This is a genomic window from Stenotrophomonas sp. YJH_SMC_123 (assembly GCF_059368215.1).
Genome location: NZ_JCAFRM010000002.1, coordinates 541,270 through 561,508, shown reverse-complemented (window position 1 = coordinate 561,508; position 20,239 = coordinate 541,270). Strand labels below are relative to the sequence as shown.

Genomic DNA, 20,239 nt, shown 5'->3' with positions numbered 1-20,239 from the left:
CGGACCAATTCGAGGGAGTTGCCATGAACCTGCTGCGCCTGCTGCCTGCCACCCTGCTGTGCCTGCCGCTGATCGCCTGCGGCGGCACTTCTTCCACGCCCGACAAGACCGTCGGCAAAAGCGTCGCCGAAGCCACCAGCGGCGTCGGCCAGACGGTCAAGGAGGCCATGGTTGATGCCCGCAAGGACATCACCCAGGGCAACATCAACATCTCCGCCGACAAGCAGCCGCGTGCGGAGATCACGCCGGATGGCCACCTGCTGATCGACGGCAAGGACGTGCCGGCCAACGAGGCCCAGCGACAGCGGTTGCTGGAGTACCGCGGCCACGTCGTCGCCATTGCGATGGACGGCATGGATGTCGGCCTGGCCGGCGCCAAGCTCGGCGCCAGCGCTGCCGGAGAGGCACTGAAGGGCATCTTCAGCGGCGACAGCGAAGGCATCGAGAAGCGGATCAATGCCGAGGCCGAGAAGATCGAAGCCCAGGCCAAGCGCATCTGCAACCGCTTGCCGGCGATGCTGGCCAGCCAGCAGGCACTGGCGCGCGAGCTGCCGGCGTTCAAGCCCTACGCAACGATGGACCAGAGTGACGTCGACGACTGCGGCAAGGACACCGTGGTCCAACGCTAGGCCTGTGACAGATCAGCGCACCCGGCCGGCAGCGGCGCCCCGCTGCCGGCCGTCGTGCGCCGGCCGGCTTACAATGGCGGCCCCGGAGGCCCCCCAACCGAATGCCATGAAGAAGTTGTTCCTGCTGCTGGCCGCCCTGCTCTGCCTGGGCCTGGTCGGCTGTGACAAGGATTACCGCAACCACCGCGCCGAGCGCGGCAAGCCAAAGATCTCCGTCAGCGAAGGCATGGTCACTGTGCGTCGCCCGCCGGCGCCGAACATCATCATCCTCGGCGATGGTTCGATGAAGGTGGACGAGATCCAGATTCCGCTGGACGAGGCACAGAAGCAGATGCTGCAGACCATGTTCGGCAAGCTGCAGGTGCTGCGCCAGAACACCCTGGTCGCCGCCCCGGCCGATCCCAACATGCAGCCGGTGAAGATCCAGCCGCCGGAAGGCATGGAAGTGATCCCGGCCGACCTGGTCCAGCGCATCCCCGAGTTCAAGGACTACACCGACACCTTCGGCAACATCGTCGCCGACCGTCGCTGAAAAAACGCCGCCCCCTGGGCGGCGTTTCCTCTTGTAGAACCGAGCCCATGCTCGGCCCAGGTCCAGGAAGCAGCCGGCCATGGGCTCGGCCCTACGACCGGCAGATCAACCGCCGCCGCCACCGCCCCCCGCGTGGATGCCACCGGCAGTCAGTGCGGCCGGGTCCAGCAGGCGGCGCAGCTCGGCTTCATCCAGGCCGCTGTCCTCCAGCGCGACATCCAGCACCGGACGCTGCTCCTTGTAGGCACGCTTGGCAATCGCCGCCGCCTTCTCGTAGCCGATGATCGGGTTCAGCGCGGTGACCAGGATCGGGTTGCGCGCCAATGCTTCGGCAACGCGATCCTCACGCACCTTCAGCCCGGCAATCGCGCTGTCGGCCAGCAGGCGCGACACATTGGCCAGCAGGCCAATGCCATCCAGCAGGTTCACCGCGATCAGCGGCAGGGTGACATTGAGCTGGAAGTTGCCGGTCTGCCCGGCCACGGTGATCGCGGTGTGGTGGCCGATCACCTGCGCGCAGGCCATCACCGTCGCTTCCGGAATCACCGGGTTGACCTTGCCCGGCATGATCGAGCTGCCCGGCTGCAGCGCCGGCAGTTCGATCTCGCCCAGCCCGGCCAGCGGACCGGCGTTCATCCAGCGAAGATCGTTGGCGATCTTGATCAGCGCCACCGCCAGTGCATTGAGCTGGCCCGACAGTTCCACCGCGTCATCCTGCGCGGCCAGGCCCTCGAACTTGTTCTCGGCGCTGTCGAACTTGAACCCGGTCTGCTGCTTCAACGCCTTGGCCACCTGCGCGCCGAAGCGCGGGTCGGCATTGATGCCGGTACCGATGGCGGTGCCGCCCAGCGGCAGCCGGCGCACACGCTTGAGGCTGTCTTCGATGCGTTCCTGTGCCGAGGCCAGCTGTGCCGACCATGCGCCGAACTCCTGCTCGAAGGTCAGCGGCATCGCATCCATCAGGTGCGTGCGGCCGGTCTTGACCACCTTGCGCAGGCTGCGGCCCTTCTTGTCGAGGGTCTTGCGCAGGTGCACCAGCGCCGGCAGCAGCTGCTCATGTGCCGCCAGTACCGCCGATACGCGCAACGCGGTCGGGATCACGTCATTGGAGCTCTGCCCCTGGTTGACGTGGTCATTGGGGTGCACCGCGGTCTTGCCCGCCTTGCCGGCACGGTTGGCCAGGGTGGCGATGACCTCGTTGGCATTCATGTTCGAGGACGTGCCAGAACCGGTCTGGTAGACGTCGATCGGGAACTGCGCGTCCCAGGTGCCGGCGGCCACTTCGGCGGCAGCGGTCTGGATGGCCTTGGCCACGTTCTTGGGCAGATGGCCCAGCTCGGCGTTGACGCCAGCGGCAGCGCCCTTGACCAGGCCCAGGGCACGGATGAAACCGCGCGGCATGCGCTGGCCCGACACCGGGAAATTCTGCACGGCACGCTGGGTCTGCGCGCCCCAGAGGGCGTCGGCAGGCACCTGCAGCTCGCCCATGCTGTCGTGTTCGATTCTGAAACCCTTGCTTGCAGCTCTGCTCATTGCATCAACTCCGCACTACTTCAGTTGGGGAAAGGGAAGCGGCGGCTGGCAGGGTGTCGCTTCCCGGGCTGGCGGCTGCGCCAACGATACTCCCTTGCCCGCAGCGTGGGATGACGAGGACGGGCCAGATCGTTCCGTCCGCAGGGCCGTGTTGTAGAGCCGAGCCCATGCTCGGCTGCCCGCGGGGCGCCGGATTCTCCGAAGCAGCCGAGCGTGGGCTCGGCTCTACAGGGCACGCCCCGCCGGCACGTCGTAGAATATCGGCCCCGCCGCTCGTCCCAGCCCTGCCGACATGTCCGATTCCGCCCTGCTCGCCCTGTCCCCGCTCGATGGCCGCTATGCCGGCAAGGTCGACGCCCTGCGCCCGATCTTCTCCGAGTACGGCCTGATCAAGGCCCGCATCACGGTCGAGGTGGAATGGCTGCTGGCCCTGGCCGCCGAGCCGGGCATCGTCGAACTGGCTCCGTTCTCCGACGCTGCCATCGCCCGCCTGCGCGCGCTGGTCGCCAGCTTCAGCCCGGCCCAGGCCGCGCGCGTGAAGGAGATCGAGCGCACCACCAACCATGACGTCAAGGCGGTGGAGTACTTCATCAAGGAACAGCTGAAGGACGACGCCGAGCTGGCCCCGGCGCTGGAATTCGTGCATTTCGCCTGCACCAGCGAAGACATCAACAACCTCAGCTACGGCCTGATGCTGGAACAGGCGCGCCGCGAGGTGCTGTTGCCGACCCTGGACGGCATCGCCAGCACCCTGCGCACGCTGGCCCACGCCGAGGCTGGCCAGCCGATGCTGTCGCGCACCCACGGCCAGACCGCCTCGCCGACCACCCTGGGCAAGGAACTGGCCAACGTGGTCGCGCGCCTGGAGCGCCAGCGCCGGCAGATTGCCGCGGTCGAACTGACCGGCAAGATCAACGGCGCGGTGGGCAACTACAACGCCCACATCGCCAGCTACCCGGACGTGGACTGGCCAGCCTTCGCCGAGCGCTTCGTGACCGGCCTGGGCCTGGTGTTCAACCCGTACACCACGCAGATCGAGCCGCACGACAACATCGCCGAGATCGGTGATGCCGCACGCCGCGCCAACATCATCCTGATCGACCTGGCCCGTGACATCTGGGGCTACGTTTCGCTGGGCTACTTCAAGCAGCGCCTGAAGGAAGGCGAAGTTGGTTCGTCGACGATGCCGCACAAGGTCAACCCGATCGATTTCGAGAATGCGGAAGGCAACTTCGGCATCGCCAACGCGCTGTTCGAGCACTTCAGCGCGAAGCTGCCGATCAGCCGCTGGCAGCGTGACCTGACCGATTCCACCGTGCTGCGTGCGCTGGGCACCGCGTTCGGCCACAGCCAGGTGGCACTGGATTCGCTGGCCAAGGGCCTGGGCAAGCTGGAAGTGAACCCGCAGCGCCTGGACGCCGATCTGGACGCGGCCTGGGAAGTGCTGGCCGAGGCCGTGCAGACGGTGATGCGCCGCCACGGCCTGCCGAACCCGTACGAGCAGCTGAAGGCGCTGACCCGGGGCCAGGGCATCACCGCCGAGTCGATGCGTGCGTTCGTGCAGGGGCTGGAGCTGCCGACGGATGCGAAGCAGCGCCTGCTGGAGATGACCCCGGGCAGCTACACCGGCCTGGCTGAGTCGCTGGCGAAGAAGATTTAAGGGGTTTGCTTGCGGCGGCGGCCGCGGGCGCTGCCTGCGGCAGGCAACGGCAACGGCAACGGCAATCAACGTCAAGAGCGGCTCTGGATTGCTGCTAGCTGGGTGGGGCGGGAGGGGCCAGCGGGACACGCCGTGAACCCATCCATGGGGGCTCGATGGCGCCATCCATGGCGCCAACGGTCCCGCTGGCCCCTCCCGCCCCACCTCTGGCAGATTCCCGGTGACGGATCGAAGAGCATTGGGTTGTCGGGACGGAATTTGAAGGAGGGACGCGGCTTCGCCGCGTCCCTCTTTTGTTTTGACATCAGCAAGCGCAGCGCGCGACCCGCTGTTGCCTTTGATCTTCTTCTTCCATTCCGTGGCGGGCCGCGCAGGAAACTGTCAGGGGCCGGGCGGGTGGGCTGCGCGGGGGTGTCCGCCGCATGGATGCGGCGGCCAAGCTTACAGGGACGTACTTGCAGCGTCCCCCGCGCAGCCCACCCGCCCGGCCAAACACGGCTTTTGCTTTCAGCGACCAACCCAGACCCCGCCACGAGGGGCTCCGCCGTTGGCCGGACACCCCGCGACAAACCACCGCACGTGCGCAATCCCGACGAACGGCGGACAATGGAACCCTTGGCGGCTCGCCACGCCGCCCCTCCCGCTTTCCGCTGCAAGGATTCCCCCATGGCCGCCCGCAAGTCCTCCGCCCCCCTGATCGAAGTCACCGCCCGCCCTGGCCAGCCGCTCGGCATGGCGCCGGCCACCTTCCTGCGCGACTTCTGGCAGAAGCGCCCGCTGCTGATCCGCAATGCCTTTCCGGATTTCCAGACCCCGGTACAGCCGGAAGACCTGGCCGGGCTGGCCTGCGAGGAAGGTGTGCTGGCGCGCCTGATCGAGCACGACAAGGCCCAGGACGGCTGGCGCGTGCGCACCGGCCCGTTCCAGGAAGACGTGTTCCCCGCCCTGCCCGACCACGACTGGACCCTGCTGGTGCAGGACGTGGACAAGTGGGACCCGGACGTGCGCGCCCTGATCCAACACTTCAGCTTCCTGCCGCGCTGGCGCATGGATGACGTGATGATCAGCTTCGCCGCCACCGGCGGCTCGGTCGGCGCCCATGTCGATCAGTACGACGTGTTCCTGCTGCAGGCCCACGGCCACCGTCGCTGGCAGATCGATGCCAGCGAATCGATCAAGGGCAGGCAGCCGCCGCTGGGCTTCCGCCCGGACGTGGAGCTGAAACTGCTGAAGGTGTTCAAGCCCACCCACGACTGGGTGCTGGCGCCGGGCGACATGCTGTACCTGCCGCCGAACGTGCCGCACCACGGCGTCGCCGAAGACCCCTGCCTGACCTTCTCGTTCGGCATGCGTGCGCCGTCTTCTGCCGAGCTGATCAGCGACTATCTGGACACCCTGATCGCCGATGCCGATGAGAACATCCGCTACCAGGATGCCGACCTGAAGGTGCCGGCCGACCCGAACGAAATCGACACGGTGGCGATGGCGCGGGTGATCGCCGCCCTCAACGCCATCCGCATGAACGACCCGGACAAGCTGGGTGACTGGTTCGGCCGCTTCATCACCACCTACCGCGCCGCCGGCGAAGTAATGGCCCACCAGGCCGCGCCGGCCGCGGAGCAAGTGGTCGAAGCACTGGCCTCGGGCATGCTGCTGCAGCGCCACCCGTGGGCCCGCCTGGCCTGGCGCCGGGCCAAGCGTGGCGCCAGCCTGTATGTCAGCGGCCAGGACTTCGCGCTGCCGGTGAAGGACGCGCAGCGACTGGCCGGCGCCGAGCAGCTCGACGCCGCCGCCTATCGCGGCCTGTCCGACAAGGGCCGTGCCGTGGTCCAGCAGCTGCTGGTCGGTGGTGTGTTCCAGCTGATCGACCCGAATGAGGTGTACGAGGCCGAAGACGAGGAAGACAGCGAGGATGCCGTGGTGCTCGGCGAGGTCGTCGAAGGCCGCGACCGCGTCGAGGCGATCGACGCCGACGCGGTGTCCGACGATGTCCACTCCGTGACCGTGCACGACGACGGTATCGAGGTCATCGTCAACTTTGAGGACGACGACGAAGACGACAGCACCGGCCGGGCCTGAGCCATCGTCATGATCCGGGTCCAGCAGGTCAGCCACGCCGACGCCCACGTTGCCATCCACGACGTGCGCCAACGCGTGTTCGTGCAGGAACAGGGCATCGCCGCCGAGCTGGAACGCGATGCGCTGGACCCGGTCAGTGCCCATGTGCTGGCGCTGGACAGTGACGGCCAGCCGGTCGGCACCGGCAGGCTGGCCCCGGACGGCCGCATCGGCCGCATGGCCGTGCTGGCCACCCATCGCAGCAACGGGGTCGGCGAGGCCCTGCTGGCGGCCCTGGTCGAGGCCGGGCGCCGGCTCGGCCTGGCCGAACTGCACCTGCACGCCCAGCTGCCCGCGCGCGATTTCTATGCACGCCAGGGCTTCCTGCCCGAGGGCGAGGTGTTCGAGGAAGCCGGCATCGGACACCAGCAGATGCGCCGCCGGCTGGGCGTGGCCAGCGCCATCGACAGCCGCGCCGAGGCGGTGGCGATCACCACGGCCATCATCCACCGCGCCCGTCGCCAGCTGTGGCTGCACAGCCGCCAACTGGACCCGGGGCTGCTCGATGCGCCCCCGGTACAGTCCGCCCTGCGCCGCTTCGTCACCGCCCGCCACGACAAGCAGCTGCGGGTGATCGTGCACGACGCCGCCGCGATCGCGTCTGCCGGGTCGCCGCTGCTGGCGCTGGCCCAGCGCCTGCCCAGCGTGATCCAGTTCCGCGAGGTCAGCGATCCGGTCGACCGCGCGCTGGCCTCGGCCTGCCTGCTCAACGATGCGGGCGACTTCTACTTTCGTCTGATCGGCCATCGCCTCGACGGCGAGGCCGGCATCGCGCTGCCAGCACGTTCGCAGCCGTTCGAGCAGCAATTGCAGCGTGTCTGGGACCGTTCGCGCGTCTGCAGCGAACTGCGTGCGCTCGGCATCTGAGTCGGCACAGCCGACCGAACCTGTCTGGAACCGGCATCGGCGGACGCGGGATACCTGTGGTGGTGCCCCTTCGTGTCCGGTTGGGGGTACAATTTGGCTGTTTGAACGCGCCCGCGCAGGGCTATTCATCTTCCTGCCGGGTCCTTCTGAAGCCATACCCCACAAAGCGAATCAACACCCTCCATCGTGGACAATCAACTGAAGCAGTTTGCGCAATCTTCGCAACTCGCCGGCGGCAACGCCTCCTATGTCGAGGACCTGTACGAGCAGTACCTGGTCTCCCCGGATAGTGTCGATCCCAAATGGAAAACCTACTTCGACGGCTTCAAGGGCCGCGAAGCAGGTGACATTCCGCACTCGGCCGTCATCTCCCACATTGCGGACGCGGCCAAGGATGCGCTGAAGGCCGGTACCGGTAACGGTGCAGGCGACGAGCGCGAGCGCAATGTCGGTCGTCTGATCACCGCCTACCGTTCGCGCGGCCACCTGGACGCCCGCCTCGATCCGCTGGGCCTGGCCGCACCGGTCAATACCCCGGATCTGGGCCTGCCGTTCCACAGCCTGTCCGATGCCGACCTCAACAGCGAGTTCAGCACCGGCGGCGTCGGCGGCCAGCCGCGCATGAAGCTGCGCGACCTGCTGGCACGCCTGAAGGCGACCTACACCGGCTCGATCGGTGCGGAGTTCATGCACATCTCCGAGGTCGAGCAGCGCCAGTGGATCTACAAGAAGCTGGAAGCCGCCGGTGGCAACTACCAGCTGGACGCTGACACCCAGCGCCGCACCCTGGAGCGCCTGACTGCGGCCGAGGGCCTGGAGCGCTACCTGCACACCAAGTACGTCGGCCAGAAGCGGTTCTCGCTGGAAGGCGGCGATTCGCTGATCCCGATGATGGACACCATCATCCGCAACGCCGGCAAGGATGGCGTCAAGGATGTGGTGATCGGCATGGCCCACCGTGGCCGCCTGAACGTGCTGGTCAACACCCTGGGCAAGAACCCGCGCAAGCTGTTCGACGAGTTCGAAGGCAAGTTCGAGCACGACGAGCACGCCTCGGCCGGCGACGTGAAGTACCACATGGGCTTCTCCGCCGACGTCGCCACCGATGGCGGCCCGGTGCACCTGGCGCTGGCGTTCAACCCGTCGCACCTGGAAATCGCCGACCCGGTCGTGGCCGGTTCCGTGCGCTCGCGCCAGGAGCGCCGCAAGGACACTGCACGCAAGCAGGTCATGCCGATCCTGATCCACGGCGACGCGGCCTTCTCCGGCCAGGGCGTGGTCATGGAACTGTTCCAGATGTCGCAGGCCCGCGGCTTCGCCGTCGGCGGCACCGTGCACATCGTGGTCAACAACCAGGTCGGCTTCACCACGTCCAACCCGCTGGATACGCGTTCCACGCGCTATGCCACCGACGTGGCGAAGATGATTGCCGCCCCGGTGCTGCACGTGAACGGCGATGACCCGGAAGCAGTGGTGTTCGCCGCACAGCTGGCCTTCGAATTCCGCCAGACGTTCGCCAAGGACGTGGTCATCGACCTGATGTGCTACCGCCGCTGGGGCCACAACGAGGCCGACGAACCGGCGATCACCCAGCCGCTGATGTACCAGGTGATCCGCAAGCACCCGACCACCCGCGAGATGTACGCCGAGCAGCTGGAAAAGGCGGGCGTGATCGCCGCCGGCGCCGGCAAGGCGATGGTCGATGCCTACCGCGAGAAGCTGGACGCCGGTGAAGTGACCACCGAGCTGGCCAAGGTCGAGAAGTCCCCGCCGAGCAGCCCGCTGTTCGTCGATTGGCCGAAGCTGCTGGAAGGCAAGCTGTCCGACCCGGTCTCGACCAAGGTCGAGAAGAACAAGCTGGTCGAGCTGGCCAAGCTGATCAACACCATTCCCGATGAAGTGCAGCTGCACTCGCGCGTGGCCAAGGTCTATGACGACCGCCGCAAGATGGCCGCCGGCGAGATCCCGGGCGACTGGGGCTTTGCCGAGAACCTGGCCTACGCCACCCTGCTCGATGAAGGCCATGCACTGCGCCTGGTCGGCCAGGACGTGGGCCGCGGTACGTTCACGCATCGCCACGCGATCCTGCACGACCAGAAGACCGACAACTACTACATGCCGCTGCGGCAGCTGGTGGATTCGCCGGAGAAGGCCACCGTCATCGATTCGCTGCTGAGCGAAGAAGCGGTGATGGCCTACGAGTACGGCTTCTCCACCACCGATCCGAACACGCTGTGCATCTGGGAAGGCCAGTTCGGCGACTTCGCCAACGGTGCCCAGGTGGTGATCGACCAGTTCATCGCCGCCGGTGAAGCCAAGTGGGGCCGCATTTCCGGCCTGACCCTGCTGCTGCCGCATGGCTATGAAGGGCAAGGCCCGGAACACAGCTCGGCGCGCCTGGAGCGCTTCCTGCAGCTGTGCGCGCTGGAGAACATGCTGGTGGTCGTGCCGTCGACCCCGGCCCAGGCCTTCCACATGCTGCGTCGCCAGCTGCACATGACCACCCGCAAGCCGCTGGTGGTGATGTCGCCGAAGTCGCTGCTGCGCCACAAGCTGGCCGTGTCGACCCTGGACGAGCTGGCCAACGGCGAGTTCCAGCACCTGATCGGCGACGCCAACGCAGACGCCAAGAAGGTCAAGCGCGTGGTGCTGTGCTCGGGCAAGGTCTATTACGACCTGCTGGAGGACCAGATCAAGCGTGGCCAGGACGACGTGGCGATCATCCGCGTGGAGCAGCTGTATCCGTTCCCGCGTGCGCTGCTGGCGGCCGAACTGAAGAAGTACGGCAAGGCCACCGACGTGGTGTGGACGCAGGAAGAACCGCAGAACCAGGGCGCGTGGTACCAGATCCGCCACCATCTGCAGTTCTGCCTGGCCGATGGCCAGAACCTGCACTACGCCGGTCGCGCACGTTCGGCCTCGCCGGCTGCCGGTCACATGGCTGACCACGTCCGCGAGCAGCAGCAGCTGATCGCCGACGCACTGGTCAACCCGTTCAACGACACGTTCGCTGAATAATCCTCCCCCTATTTAGAAGACAAACCAGGAAGCTCCCGCAATGGCCACCGAAGTCAAAGCCCCGGTACTGCCCGAATCCGTCGCCGACGGCACCATCGCCACCTGGCACAAGAAGGTGGGCGACGCCGTCAAGCGCGACGAAAACCTGCTTGACCTGGAAACCGACAAGGTCGTCCTGGAAGTGCCGTCGCCGGTCGACGGCGTGCTGAAGGAAATCAAGTTCGCCGAAGGCTCGACCGTGACCTCCAGCCAGGTCGTGGCGATCATCGAGGAAGGCGCCGTTGCAGCTGCTCCGGCACCGACCGCCGAGGCCGCTCCGGCCGCTGCTCCGGCCGCCGCCGCTCCGGCTCCGGCCGCTGCCGCTGCGCCGGCCCCGGCCGCCAAGTCGGCCGCCGATGCGCTGCCGCCGGGCGCCCGCTTCACCGCCATCACTGAAGGCGTGAACCCGGCCGATGTCGACGGCACCGGCCGTCGCGGCGCGGTCACCAAGGAAGACATCGTCAACTTCGCCCGCAACGGCGGCGCCGGCAAGGCCGGTGGCGCACGCCCGGAAGAGCGCGTGCCGATGACCCGCATCCGCAAGCGCATCGCCGAGCGCCTGATGGAGTCGAAGAACTCCACCGCGATGCTGACCACCTTCAACGAAGTCGACCTGTCCAAGGTGTCGGCGGCGCGCAAGGAACTGCAGGACGAGTTCGTCAAGGCACACGGCATCAAGCTGGGCTTCATGAGCTTCTTCGTGAAGGCCGCCGCCAACGCGCTGCAGCGCTTCCCGCTGGTCAACGCCTCGATCGACGGCGACGACATCATCTATCACGGCTACTCGGACATCTCGATCGCCGTCTCGACCGAGAAGGGCCTGGTCACGCCGGTGCTGCGCAACGTCGAGCGCATGTCGTTCGCCGACATCGAGAAGACCATCGCCGACTACGCCAAGAAGGCCCGTGACGGCAAGCTGGGCCTGGAAGAACTGCAGGGCGGCACCTTCACCGTGACCAACGGCGGCACCTTCGGTTCGCTGCTGTCGACCCCGATCATCAACCCGCCGCAGAGCGCCATCCTGGGCATGCACGCCATCAAGGAGCGTCCGATCGCCCAGAACGGCCAGGTCGTGATCGCGCCGATGATGTACCTGGCGCTGTCCTACGACCACCGCATCATCGACGGCAAGGACTCGGTGCAGTTCCTGGTGGACATCAAGAACCAGCTGGAAAACCCGGGCCGCATGCTGTTCGGCCTGTAAGACACCTCCCGCCCCTCCGCGCCTGCGCGGAGGGGTTCTGGTAATGCATCAAGGAATAATTCAATGGCTGAACAATTCGACGTCGTCGTCATCGGTGCCGGCCCGGCCGGTTACCACGCTGCCATCCGCGCGGCCCAGCTGGGCCTGAAGACCGCCTGCATCGATGCAGCGCTGGGCAAGGACGGCAAGCCGGCCCTCGGCGGCACCTGCCTGCGCGTGGGCTGCATCCCGTCCAAGGCGCTGCTGGATTCCTCGCGCCAGTTCTGGAACATGGGCCACATCTTTGGCGACCACGGCATCAGCTTCAAGGATGCCAAGATCGACGTCGAGGCGATGGTTGGCCGCAAGGACAAGATCGTCAAGCAGTTCACCGGCGGCATCGGCATGCTGTTCAAGGCCAACAAGGTCGCCGCTTACTACGGCTTCGGTGAACTGCAGCCGGGCAACGTGGTCAAGGTCACCCAGCATGACGGTTCCATCGTCGAGCTGAAGGGCACCAACGTCATCATCGCGGCCGGTTCGGATTCGATCGAACTGCCGTTCGCCAAGTTCGACGGCGAGACCATCGTCGACAACGTTGGCGGCCTGGACTTCACCGAAGTGCCGAACCGCCTGGCCGTGATCGGCGCCGGCGTGATCGGCCTGGAACTGGGCAGCGTGTGGAAGCGCCTGGGCGCTGAAGTCACCATCCTGGAAGCCATGCCGGAGTTCCTGGCGGCTGCCGATGCCGAAGTGGCCAAGGCGGCTGCCAAGGAATTCAAGAAGCAGGGCCTGGACATCAAGCTCAATGCCAAGGTCTCCAAGACCGAGATCACCGGCAAGGGCAAGAAGAAGGAAGTCATCGTCACCTACACCGACGCGGAAGGCGAAAAGACCCTGACCGTGGACAAGCTGCTGGTGGCCGTTGGCCGTCGCGCCGCCACCAAGGGCCTGCTGGCCGAAGGCACCGGCGTCAAGATCAACGAGCGCGGCCAGATCGAAGTCGATGCGCACTGCCACACCGGCGTCAACGGTGTGTGGGCAGTCGGCGACTGCGTGCGCGGCCCGATGCTGGCGCACAAGGGCTTCGAGGAAGGCATCGCGGTGGCTGAGCTGATCGCCGGCCTGCCGGGCCACGTCAACTTCGACACCATCCCGTGGGTCATCTACACCGAACCGGAACTGGCCTGGGTCGGCAAGACCGAAGCGCAGCTGAAGGCCGAAGGCATTCCGTACAAGGCCGGCAGCTTCCCGTTCGCCGCCAACGGTCGTGCCGTGGCGATGATCGAGCCGGCAGGCTTCGTGAAGATCCTGGCCCATGCCGAAACCGATCGCATCCTCGGCATGCACCTGGTCGGCGCCAACGTCTCCGAGCTGGTGCACGAAGGCGTGCTGACCATGGAGTTCAGTGGTTCGGCCGATGACCTGGCCCGCATCTGCCACGCCCACCCGTCGCTGTCGGAAGTGGTCCACGACGCGGCGATGGCGGTCAGCAAGCGCGCCATCCACAAGGCGAACTGATCGGCATCATGGTAGGTGCCGACCGTTGGTCGGCACTCACCTGCAGACGAAAAACCCCGCTTCGGCGGGGTTTTTTGTTGCCCGTTTCCCTGTAGCGCCGAGCCCACGCTCGGCTGCCCTGCAAAGGCCGCCGAGCATGGGCTCGGCGCTACACCTTTCCAGCCGGCTTCTTCGGTGGATCCTCACAGACCCTGTGCTGTATCACCGTATCGCCGGCCTTCCATTGCTTGACCACCCGGCAGCGCGCCTCGGCTTTCGGCGCAGGGACCGCCGCTGCATTGGCTTCGTCAGCCGCAGCGCTCTGCTCGCGCTCCAGCCACGCCGACGGGGGTGCCGGGGGTGCGGCCAGCACCGGGCCTGGCAACAGGACCAGACCGGCCAGCAGCACGCTCCTCATGCGGGAACCGCCCGGCCGCCAAGCAACCGCGCCGGCAGCATGAACAGCGCGCGCAGGAAGGCGAACAACGCCGAGAAGGTGATGCCGACCAGGCGGAACGGCAGGCTCAGCAGCCACACGAGCGGCCAGGCGATCAGGGCGAGGATCGCCAGCGGCCAGCACAGCACGAACAGCAGGCACCACACACCGAGCGCGAACAGGGTCTTCATCACGGTCTCCTTGGGGCGGCACCCTGCCGCCTGCGGACACCTTGGCGCCCCGCCCTTGCCGCCGGCAAACGGTTTGCGACGAAACCCGGGCTGGGGGCGATGAAATCCGGTGCAGGGCCGTCGTTGTAGAGCCGAGCCCGCGCTCGGCTGCTCTTCGTTGCGATCACAGAAAACCCGCGCTGCGCGCGACAGCCGAGCGTAGGCTCGGCTCTACAGGAGCTGCACCGCGCCCGGGCGGCCATGGGTCACCTGGAATCGCGCCGCGGTACGCACTGCGGCATCCGGGCGCAGCACGCTGTCGGCGAAGCGGAGCTCGGCGTCCACGGTCTGCCGGTTCAGCTGCAGCTCCCACCAGCCGCGGCGGTCGCCGTCGAAATAGCGGATATGCGGGTTCTGCGGAATCGATGGCCCGTAGTACGGCCCGTACGGCGTGTCGTCGCCGCCACTGCTGATCGCCGGGGCGATGAATTCGGTGGCCACGACCGGCGCGCTGGCCGCGTCGAAATCCAGCTTCAGGTCGTTGACGAAGGTGGAATGCCAGTCGCCGCCCAGCACGATGGCGTTGCCCTGCCCGCCTGCCTGCATCGCCTGCAGCAGACGCCTGCGTGCGGCGGGATAGCCATCCCAGGCGTCGTTCCAGAAGCGCTCGCGTGGCGTGCCGCCGTCCAGCCGCAGCTGCGACATAAGCAGCTGCTGCACCACCACGTTCCAGCGCGTGCCCTGCGCGGCGGCCATCGACTGCGTGAACCACGCTTCCTGCCCCGTGCCGAGCATGCTCATGCGCGGATCCAGCGCCGCTTCGCAGCGCGGTGACTCGCCCACACCGCAGGGATTGGCCGGGCGGAACTGGCGGCAGTCGAGCAGAGTCAGCTGTGCCAGATCGCCGTAACGCAGGCGCCGGTGCACGCGCAGGCCGCCATTGCCCGCAGGCGTGCTGCGCATCGGCAGGTGTTCGTAGAACGCGCGGTAGGCCACCGCGCGGCGAACGATGAAGTCCTCGATCGACACGCCGGGCTTCTCCGGATGGATGCCCGAGTAGTCGTTCTGCACCTCGTGATCGTCCCAGATCACCGCGAAGGCGTGTGCGGCATGGGCCGCCTGCAGATCCGGGTCGAGCTTGTACAGCGCGTACTGGTCACGGTAGCGCTCCAGGCTCACCGTCTCGCCACTGAAACGCGCCGCGTCCAGCATGGTGCCACGCACGTTCTGCAGCGGGCTGTATTCGTACATGTAGTCGCCGGCATGCAGCACGAGGTCGACATCGCTCCGTGCGATATCGCGCAGCACCGGATAGTAGCCACTGTTCCAGGCCTGGCAGGTGCACAGGGCCAGCCGCAGCTGCTGCAGCTGCGTGTCCGGTAGCGACGCGGTGCGGAAGTGGCCGACCGCGCTTTCCTCATCGCCATCGCAGGCGAAGCGGTAGTAGTAGTCGCGGCCCGGGCGCAGGCCATTGACCTCCACGTGCACCGAATGGGCCAGCTCCGGCACCGCGGCAGCGACGCCCCGCTGTACCAGCCGGCGCATGCCGGCGTCTTCGGCCACGAACCAGCGCACCGGCACCGCCCGCGACGGCATGCCGCCGCCGTTGAGCGGGTCGGGCGCCAGCCGCGTCCACAACACGGCCCCCTGTGGATCCGGATCACCGGCGGCGACACCAAGGGTGAACGGATCACGCCCCAGCCGCGGCCGTGGGCCGGCCGTGGCCAGCCCCGGCATCGCCGCCAGCGCGATCGCCGCCCCCGTGCCCTGCCACGCCATGCGCAGCAGGCGACGACGGCGTTCCGGATCCACAGGCCCGCGCATCAGAAGCGCACGGTGGCGGTGGCCATCACCTGGCGCGGCGCGCCGACCTGCATGGTCGCCAGGCTGCGGGTCGGGTCGGCGGCGTAGGTGCCGTTGGTGTTGATCGAAGACAGGTAGCGCTTGTCCGTCAGGTTGGTCAGGTTAAGCGCCATGGTCAGGTTCTGCGCCGGGCCCAGCGCGCCGAAGTCATAGGCCACGGAGGCATTGACCAGCCAGTAGCTCGGCACCGACTCGTCGTTGGTATAGGTCACGTAGCGCTTGCCGACGTGGTTGGCCGACAGGCGCATGTCCCAAGGGCCCGGGGTCCAGGCCAGGGTGCTGGCGAACATCCATTCGGGGGTGTCGACGGTCTTCTTGCCGCGGGTCGGCACCACGCCATTGTTCACGTAGTCGTTGTCGTAGGTGCTGTCATTCCAGGACAGCGCGTTGGACCAGGCCAGGTCCTGCATCGGCTTCAGCTGCAGTGTCGCCTCGGCGCCGCGGCTGGTCACCGAACCGACGTTGGAGAACAGCGCCGGGCAGCCGAGGATGCCCACGCACTGGGCGATCGCCAGCAGGCGGTTGTCGAACTTGACGTCGTACACCGCAACCGAGGCTTCATAGCCCTTCCCGTAGCCGCGCCAGCCCAGTTCCAGGGTGCGTGACTGTTCCGGCTTCAAGTCCTGCGCGCTGGCATCGAACGCCGCCTGCGGCACGTTGAACGGGCTGCCCACGCCCAACGCGTAGGCGGCGATGTTCCTGGCGAACGAACCGAAGATCTCGTTGCCTTCGTTGAGCTTGAAGTTGAAACCCGCCTGAGGCAGCAGGCCCTTCTTCGAAGTCAGGCTGCTGTTGTTGGCATAGCTGCCCAGTGGCGTGCGCACGCGGGTGCGGGTGTGCGGCGACTTCGCACCGATGTCGATGGTCAGCCGGTCATCGAACAGGCGGAAGCGGTCCTGCACGTAGAACTGGCGGGTAATGGTGGTGTAGCGCTGGTGCCACACGCGCTGGTCCGGGTTGCGCAGGAAGAAGTCATCGGTGACCGGGCCGTCGATGTAGTAGAAGTTGCGCTGCACGCTGTGGCCGTTGTCCTCGTACCAGAGACCGGCTTCCAGGTCGTGGCCACCGACGTTCCAGGTGAACGCCGAGGTCACGCCGGTACGGTCGATCGCGTACTCGGTGGTGCGGATCGAGATCGGAATCTCGCGACTGGTGCCCGGGTTGGATGGATTGGACGGGCTGAACCAGTGGCCCTGGCCGCGGTTGCTGTGGTTGTACACATTGACCTTCAGCCGCATCGACTCGTTCAGGCCGAAATCGCCGGCGATGCTGGACAGGTCATCGTTGCGCAGGCCGTGGCCGGAGTAGTACGCATCCCAGGGGCTGTTGACGCCGCCCGTGAACCTGCCGCGCGCGGCGGCGACGGCACGATCCCAGTCCGGCGCGTAGTTGTCCCAGTCCCAGCCAAGGCGATTGATCATCTCCAGCGACAGGTCCTGGTAGTCCGCCTCGACGCGGCGCGAGGCGTTGAACAGCGCGGTGATCCTGCTGTCCGTTCCGAAATTGTAGGTGGCCTTGCCGTTGAACTGTTTCAGCTCCTGCGAGCCCTTGCCCTTCCACTTGTCGCCTTCGGAGTACACGCCGGACAGGTAGGCCGCAAAGCCCTGGTGCTCACCGGTCTCCAGGCGCGCATAGCTGCGCCGCGCACTGTCGCTGCCGAAGCCCTGCGCCAGCACCACGCCGTACTCGGTGGACGGATCGATCGAATAGAACTGGAACACGCCGCCGAGGTTGCTGGTGGACGGCGTACCCAGCGCGCCGATGCCGGTGGACACTTCGGCTCCGCCCAGGTTCTCGCTGATCACGGCACGGCTGATATGTAGGCCGTTGCTGTTGCCATAGGCCATGTTGCCCAGCGGGATGCCATCGAGCGTGTAGCCCAGGCGGCTCTGGTTGAAGCCACGCAGGCTGATGGTGGTGGACCATTCGTAGGCGCCGGTGGCATCGGCCGACTCGAAGTGAACGCCCGGCTTGCTGGCCAGCAGCTTCAGTGGGTTCGCACCGGGCGGCAGGATCTTCATGTCCTCGGCGGTCACGCGCTGCACCTGGCGGGCTTCGCCGCGGCCGATCACCGAGATCGAATCGAGGGTGGTCGCCGACGGTGCGTCGGAGGCGGGGGCGGGTTCAGCGGCAGCGAGCGACGGCAGCGAAGCACAGACCAGCAGGGCCAGCAGATTGCGGCGATGCGAAGCGTGGGACGACATGGAGGTGGATTCCTTGGGCACGCTGGACGCCGAAGGGCGGCGTCGAAGGGCAGCAGCGGCGGAATCGTAGAAGCGGCGCGTTACATGTCATTTACACGCCACATGCGGAATCCTTGCGTTCCGAATGGTTTACCGTCCGGAAGGCGATTGCCGGCCAGCGGCCGGCATGGCCGTTATTCGAACGAGCCGACCGAATCGTGGGCCAGGTTGTCGAAGCGGGTGTACTCGCCGAAGAACTTCAGCTTGCACGAGCCGGTCGGGCCACCACGGTGCTTGCCGATGATAATCTCGGCCAGGCCCTTGTCCGGCGAGTTTTCCTTGTTGTAGTAGTCGTCGCGGTAGATGAACACGATCATGTCCGCGTCCTGCTCGATTGCGCCCGACTCGCGAAGGTCGGCCATCACCGGGCGCTTGTCGGTACGCGTTTCCAGCGAGCGGTTGAGCTGTGACAGCGCGATCACCGGCACATTCAATTCCTTGGCCAGGCCCTTCAACGAACGCGAGATCTCCGAGATTTCGGTCGCGCGGTTTTCGCTGTTGCCGGGCACGCTCATCAGCTGCAGGTAGTCGATCACGATCAGGCCGAGGTCATGCTCGCGCTTGAGGCGGCGGCACTTGGAGCGCAGCACTTCCGGCGACACGCCCGGCGTATCGTCGATGAAGATCTTGGTTTCCTTCAGCATCTTGATCGCGCTGGTGACGCGGCTCCAGTCCTCGTCTTCCAGCTGGCCGGTACGCAGGCGCTGCGCGTTGATGCGGCCATTGGAGGAAATCAGGCGCATCGCCAGCTGCGATGCCGACATTTCCATCGAGAACACCGCCACGCCCTTCTTCGACTTGATCGCCGCGTACTCGGCGATGTTCAGCGCGAAGGTGGTCTTGCCCATGGCCGGGCGCGCCGCGAGGATGATCAGATCGGTCGGCTGCAGGCCGGCGGTCATCGCATCGAAATCGGTGTACCCGGTCGGCAGGCCGGTGATGTTGCCGCCGTTCTCGAAGCGATTGCGCAGCTCCTCGAATGCATCCTTCAGCGCACCGGGCATGGCCACGAAATCGGTGCGACCACGTGCGCCCTGTTCGGCAATGGCGAACACGCTCTTTTCCGCCGAGGCCAGCAGCTCGCTGCTGTCGCGGCCTTCGGGCTGGAAACCGTCGTTGACGATGTCGGTGCCCACCTGGATCAGCTGGCGCAACACTGCCTTGTCACGCACGATCTCGGCGTAGGCCACGATGTTGGCAGCCGACGGCGTGGTACTGGCCAGTTCGATCAGATAGGCACCGTCGCCCACCAGTTCCATCTTGCCCTGCGACTCGAACCACTCGCCCAGGGTCACCGCATCGAACGGACGCTCGCGCTCGGAGAGCTCGCGGATCGCCCGATAGATCATCTGGTGGTCGCGACGGTAGAAGTCGCCTTCGGTCAGCTGGTCATTGACCCGGTCATACGCTTCGGGCGCCAGCATCAGCCCCCCCAGCACCGCCTGCTCGGCTTCCACCGAATGCGGCGGTACCCGCAACTGGTCGATGCGCGACTCGTCGCGATCGCGATCGAAGCCATCACCGCGCTCTCTGCGGTTGGAACGGAAGCCGGGACGAGCGGACATGCTGCGGTGTTTCCTGCAAAAGTGGGCCAGACGAGTGTAGGCATGCGCCGACCCCGGCGACCATGGACAAGCCTGTGGATAAGCCGTGGAGAAACGGGGGATATCCGCCGGCGCCTGGCCAGACTGGCGTGGGGGCGTCGCACTGCCTGCGACAGGCGCCATTGCGGCACCCGAGCGGAGCATTATCGCAGATCAGGCGCCACGGGTCGGAGCCCGTCGCTGCGCGTCAGGATCCGACCCCGGGGCGTGGTTGGGGTCGGATCCCTCTGCGACGCAGGGAACTCCGACCCCGCAGGCGTCAATCGCCCTTGACGTGCACCGCGATCAGCGCCAGGAACCGGTCCACGTAGCCCTGCAGGAACTTCTGCGTGCCCTCGTTGTGGATCGTGCCGTCGGCATCGATCAGGCCCTCCTTGAAGTGGATGAACGCCTCGGGCTGCCCAAGCACATGCATGTCCAGGAAGGCCAGGGTGTTGCGCAGGTGCTGCTGGGCCACGGCGGTACCGATCTGCCCGATGGAGGCGCCGATCACCGCCGCCGGCTTGCCGGCAAACGCACTGTCACCGTAGGGACGCGAGCCGATATCGATGGCGTTCTTGAGCACGCCCGGCACCGACCGGTTGTATTCGGGGGTGACGAACAGCACCGCGTCGGCGGCGCGCACCTGGTCCTTCAGCCGGGTACCCTGCGCCGGGTACTGCGCGTCGAAGTCCTGGTCATACAACGGCAGGTCGCCGATCTGCACGTACTGGAAGCGTGCGCGATCACCGGCGATCTTCTCCAGCGCATGGGCCAGCTTGCGGTTGCACGAGTCCTTGCGCAGGCTGCCGACGAACACGGCGATGGTGGGGACGGACATCGGGACATACTCCTCATGGTGCGG

At 66.7% G+C, this 20,239-nt stretch carries 15 protein-coding genes; 8 read left to right on the top strand and 7 right to left on the bottom strand.

Annotated features, from left to right (window positions below):
* The first annotated feature begins 23 nt into the window (after positions 1–23).
* Positions 24–629 carry a YggN family protein gene (locus AC5P5W_RS07595; RefSeq protein ID WP_049442450.1) on the top strand — a complete coding sequence of 202 codons (606 nt, stop codon included), beginning with the start codon at positions 24–26 and terminating at the stop codon, positions 627–629.
* A 106-nt stretch (positions 630–735) separates the two neighbouring features.
* Positions 736–1,161, top strand: a complete 426-nt coding sequence (locus tag AC5P5W_RS07590; protein WP_014647695.1) for a hypothetical protein — start codon at positions 736–738, stop codon at positions 1,159–1,161.
* Positions 1,162–1,266: 105 nt separating this feature from the next.
* Here AC5P5W_RS07590 and AC5P5W_RS07585 read toward each other — a convergent pair whose 3' ends face one another.
* The gene (locus AC5P5W_RS07585; protein ID WP_032962093.1) at positions 1,267–2,694 is read right to left on the bottom strand and encodes a class II fumarate hydratase; all 1,428 of its coding nucleotides are present in this window, start codon (positions 2,692–2,694) and stop codon (positions 1,267–1,269) included.
* A gap of 292 nt (positions 2,695–2,986) precedes the next feature.
* On the opposite strand from AC5P5W_RS07585, the gene purB reads away from it, so the two are divergent.
* The 6 genes from purB to lpdA all read left to right on the top strand — a co-directional run bounded on the left by purB (position 2,987) and on the right by lpdA (position 13,100).
* Positions 2,987–4,354: an adenylosuccinate lyase gene (gene purB, locus AC5P5W_RS07580; protein WP_197574746.1), complete on the top strand. Its 1,368-nt coding sequence runs from the start codon at positions 2,987–2,989 to the stop codon at positions 4,352–4,354.
* Between the two features lie 666 nt (positions 4,355–5,020).
* A complete protein-coding gene (locus tag AC5P5W_RS07575; protein WP_134809078.1) occupies positions 5,021–6,433 on the top strand; it encodes a ribosomal protein uL16 3-hydroxylase in 1,413 nt (470 codons plus the stop codon).
* A 9-nt stretch (positions 6,434–6,442) separates the two neighbouring features.
* Complete coding sequence (locus tag AC5P5W_RS07570; RefSeq protein WP_100450318.1) at positions 6,443–7,339, top strand: GNAT family N-acetyltransferase; 897 nt, start codon at positions 6,443–6,445, stop codon at positions 7,337–7,339.
* A gap of 186 nt (positions 7,340–7,525) precedes the next feature.
* Positions 7,526–10,357 (top strand): 2-oxoglutarate dehydrogenase E1 component, encoded by a 2,832-nt coding sequence (locus tag AC5P5W_RS07565; protein ID WP_495221008.1) that lies wholly within the window; start codon positions 7,526–7,528, stop codon positions 10,355–10,357.
* Positions 10,358–10,397: 40 nt separating this feature from the next.
* Positions 10,398–11,600 (top strand): dihydrolipoyllysine-residue succinyltransferase, encoded by a 1,203-nt coding sequence (gene sucB / locus AC5P5W_RS07560; protein ID WP_014647702.1) that lies wholly within the window; start codon positions 10,398–10,400, stop codon positions 11,598–11,600.
* Positions 11,601–11,663: 63 nt separating this feature from the next.
* Entirely contained in the window at positions 11,664–13,100 is a 1,437-nt protein-coding gene (gene lpdA, locus AC5P5W_RS07555; protein ID WP_014647703.1) for a dihydrolipoyl dehydrogenase, read from the top strand.
* Between the two features lie 148 nt (positions 13,101–13,248).
* Here lpdA and AC5P5W_RS07550 read toward each other — a convergent pair whose 3' ends face one another.
* The 6 genes from AC5P5W_RS07550 to AC5P5W_RS07525 all read right to left on the bottom strand — a co-directional run bounded on the left by AC5P5W_RS07550 (position 13,249) and on the right by AC5P5W_RS07525 (position 20,215).
* A complete protein-coding gene (locus AC5P5W_RS07550) occupies positions 13,249–13,497 on the bottom strand; it encodes a hypothetical protein (RefSeq protein WP_197575115.1) in 249 nt (82 codons plus the stop codon).
* Positions 13,494–13,706 (bottom strand): hypothetical protein, encoded by a 213-nt coding sequence (locus tag AC5P5W_RS07545; protein WP_032958903.1) that lies wholly within the window; start codon positions 13,704–13,706, stop codon positions 13,494–13,496. Before AC5P5W_RS07545 ends, AC5P5W_RS07550 begins: the two co-directional genes overlap by 4 nt.
* A gap of 210 nt (positions 13,707–13,916) precedes the next feature.
* Positions 13,917–15,509: an alkaline phosphatase D family protein gene (locus AC5P5W_RS07540; RefSeq protein WP_197575117.1), complete on the bottom strand. Its 1,593-nt coding sequence runs from the start codon at positions 15,507–15,509 to the stop codon at positions 13,917–13,919.
* Positions 15,509–17,752 carry a TonB-dependent receptor domain-containing protein gene (locus AC5P5W_RS07535; protein ID WP_197575119.1) on the bottom strand — a complete coding sequence of 748 codons (2,244 nt, stop codon included), beginning with the start codon at positions 17,750–17,752 and terminating at the stop codon, positions 15,509–15,511. Before AC5P5W_RS07535 ends, AC5P5W_RS07540 begins: the two co-directional genes overlap by 1 nt.
* A gap of 173 nt (positions 17,753–17,925) precedes the next feature.
* Entirely contained in the window at positions 17,926–19,356 is a 1,431-nt protein-coding gene (locus AC5P5W_RS07530) for a replicative DNA helicase (protein ID WP_014647708.1), read from the bottom strand.
* 298 nt (positions 19,357–19,654) lie between these two features.
* Positions 19,655–20,215, bottom strand: coding sequence for an NADPH-dependent FMN reductase (locus AC5P5W_RS07525; protein WP_014647710.1), 561 nt, complete (start codon positions 20,213–20,215; stop codon positions 19,655–19,657).
* Positions 20,216–20,239: the final 24 nt, after the last annotated feature.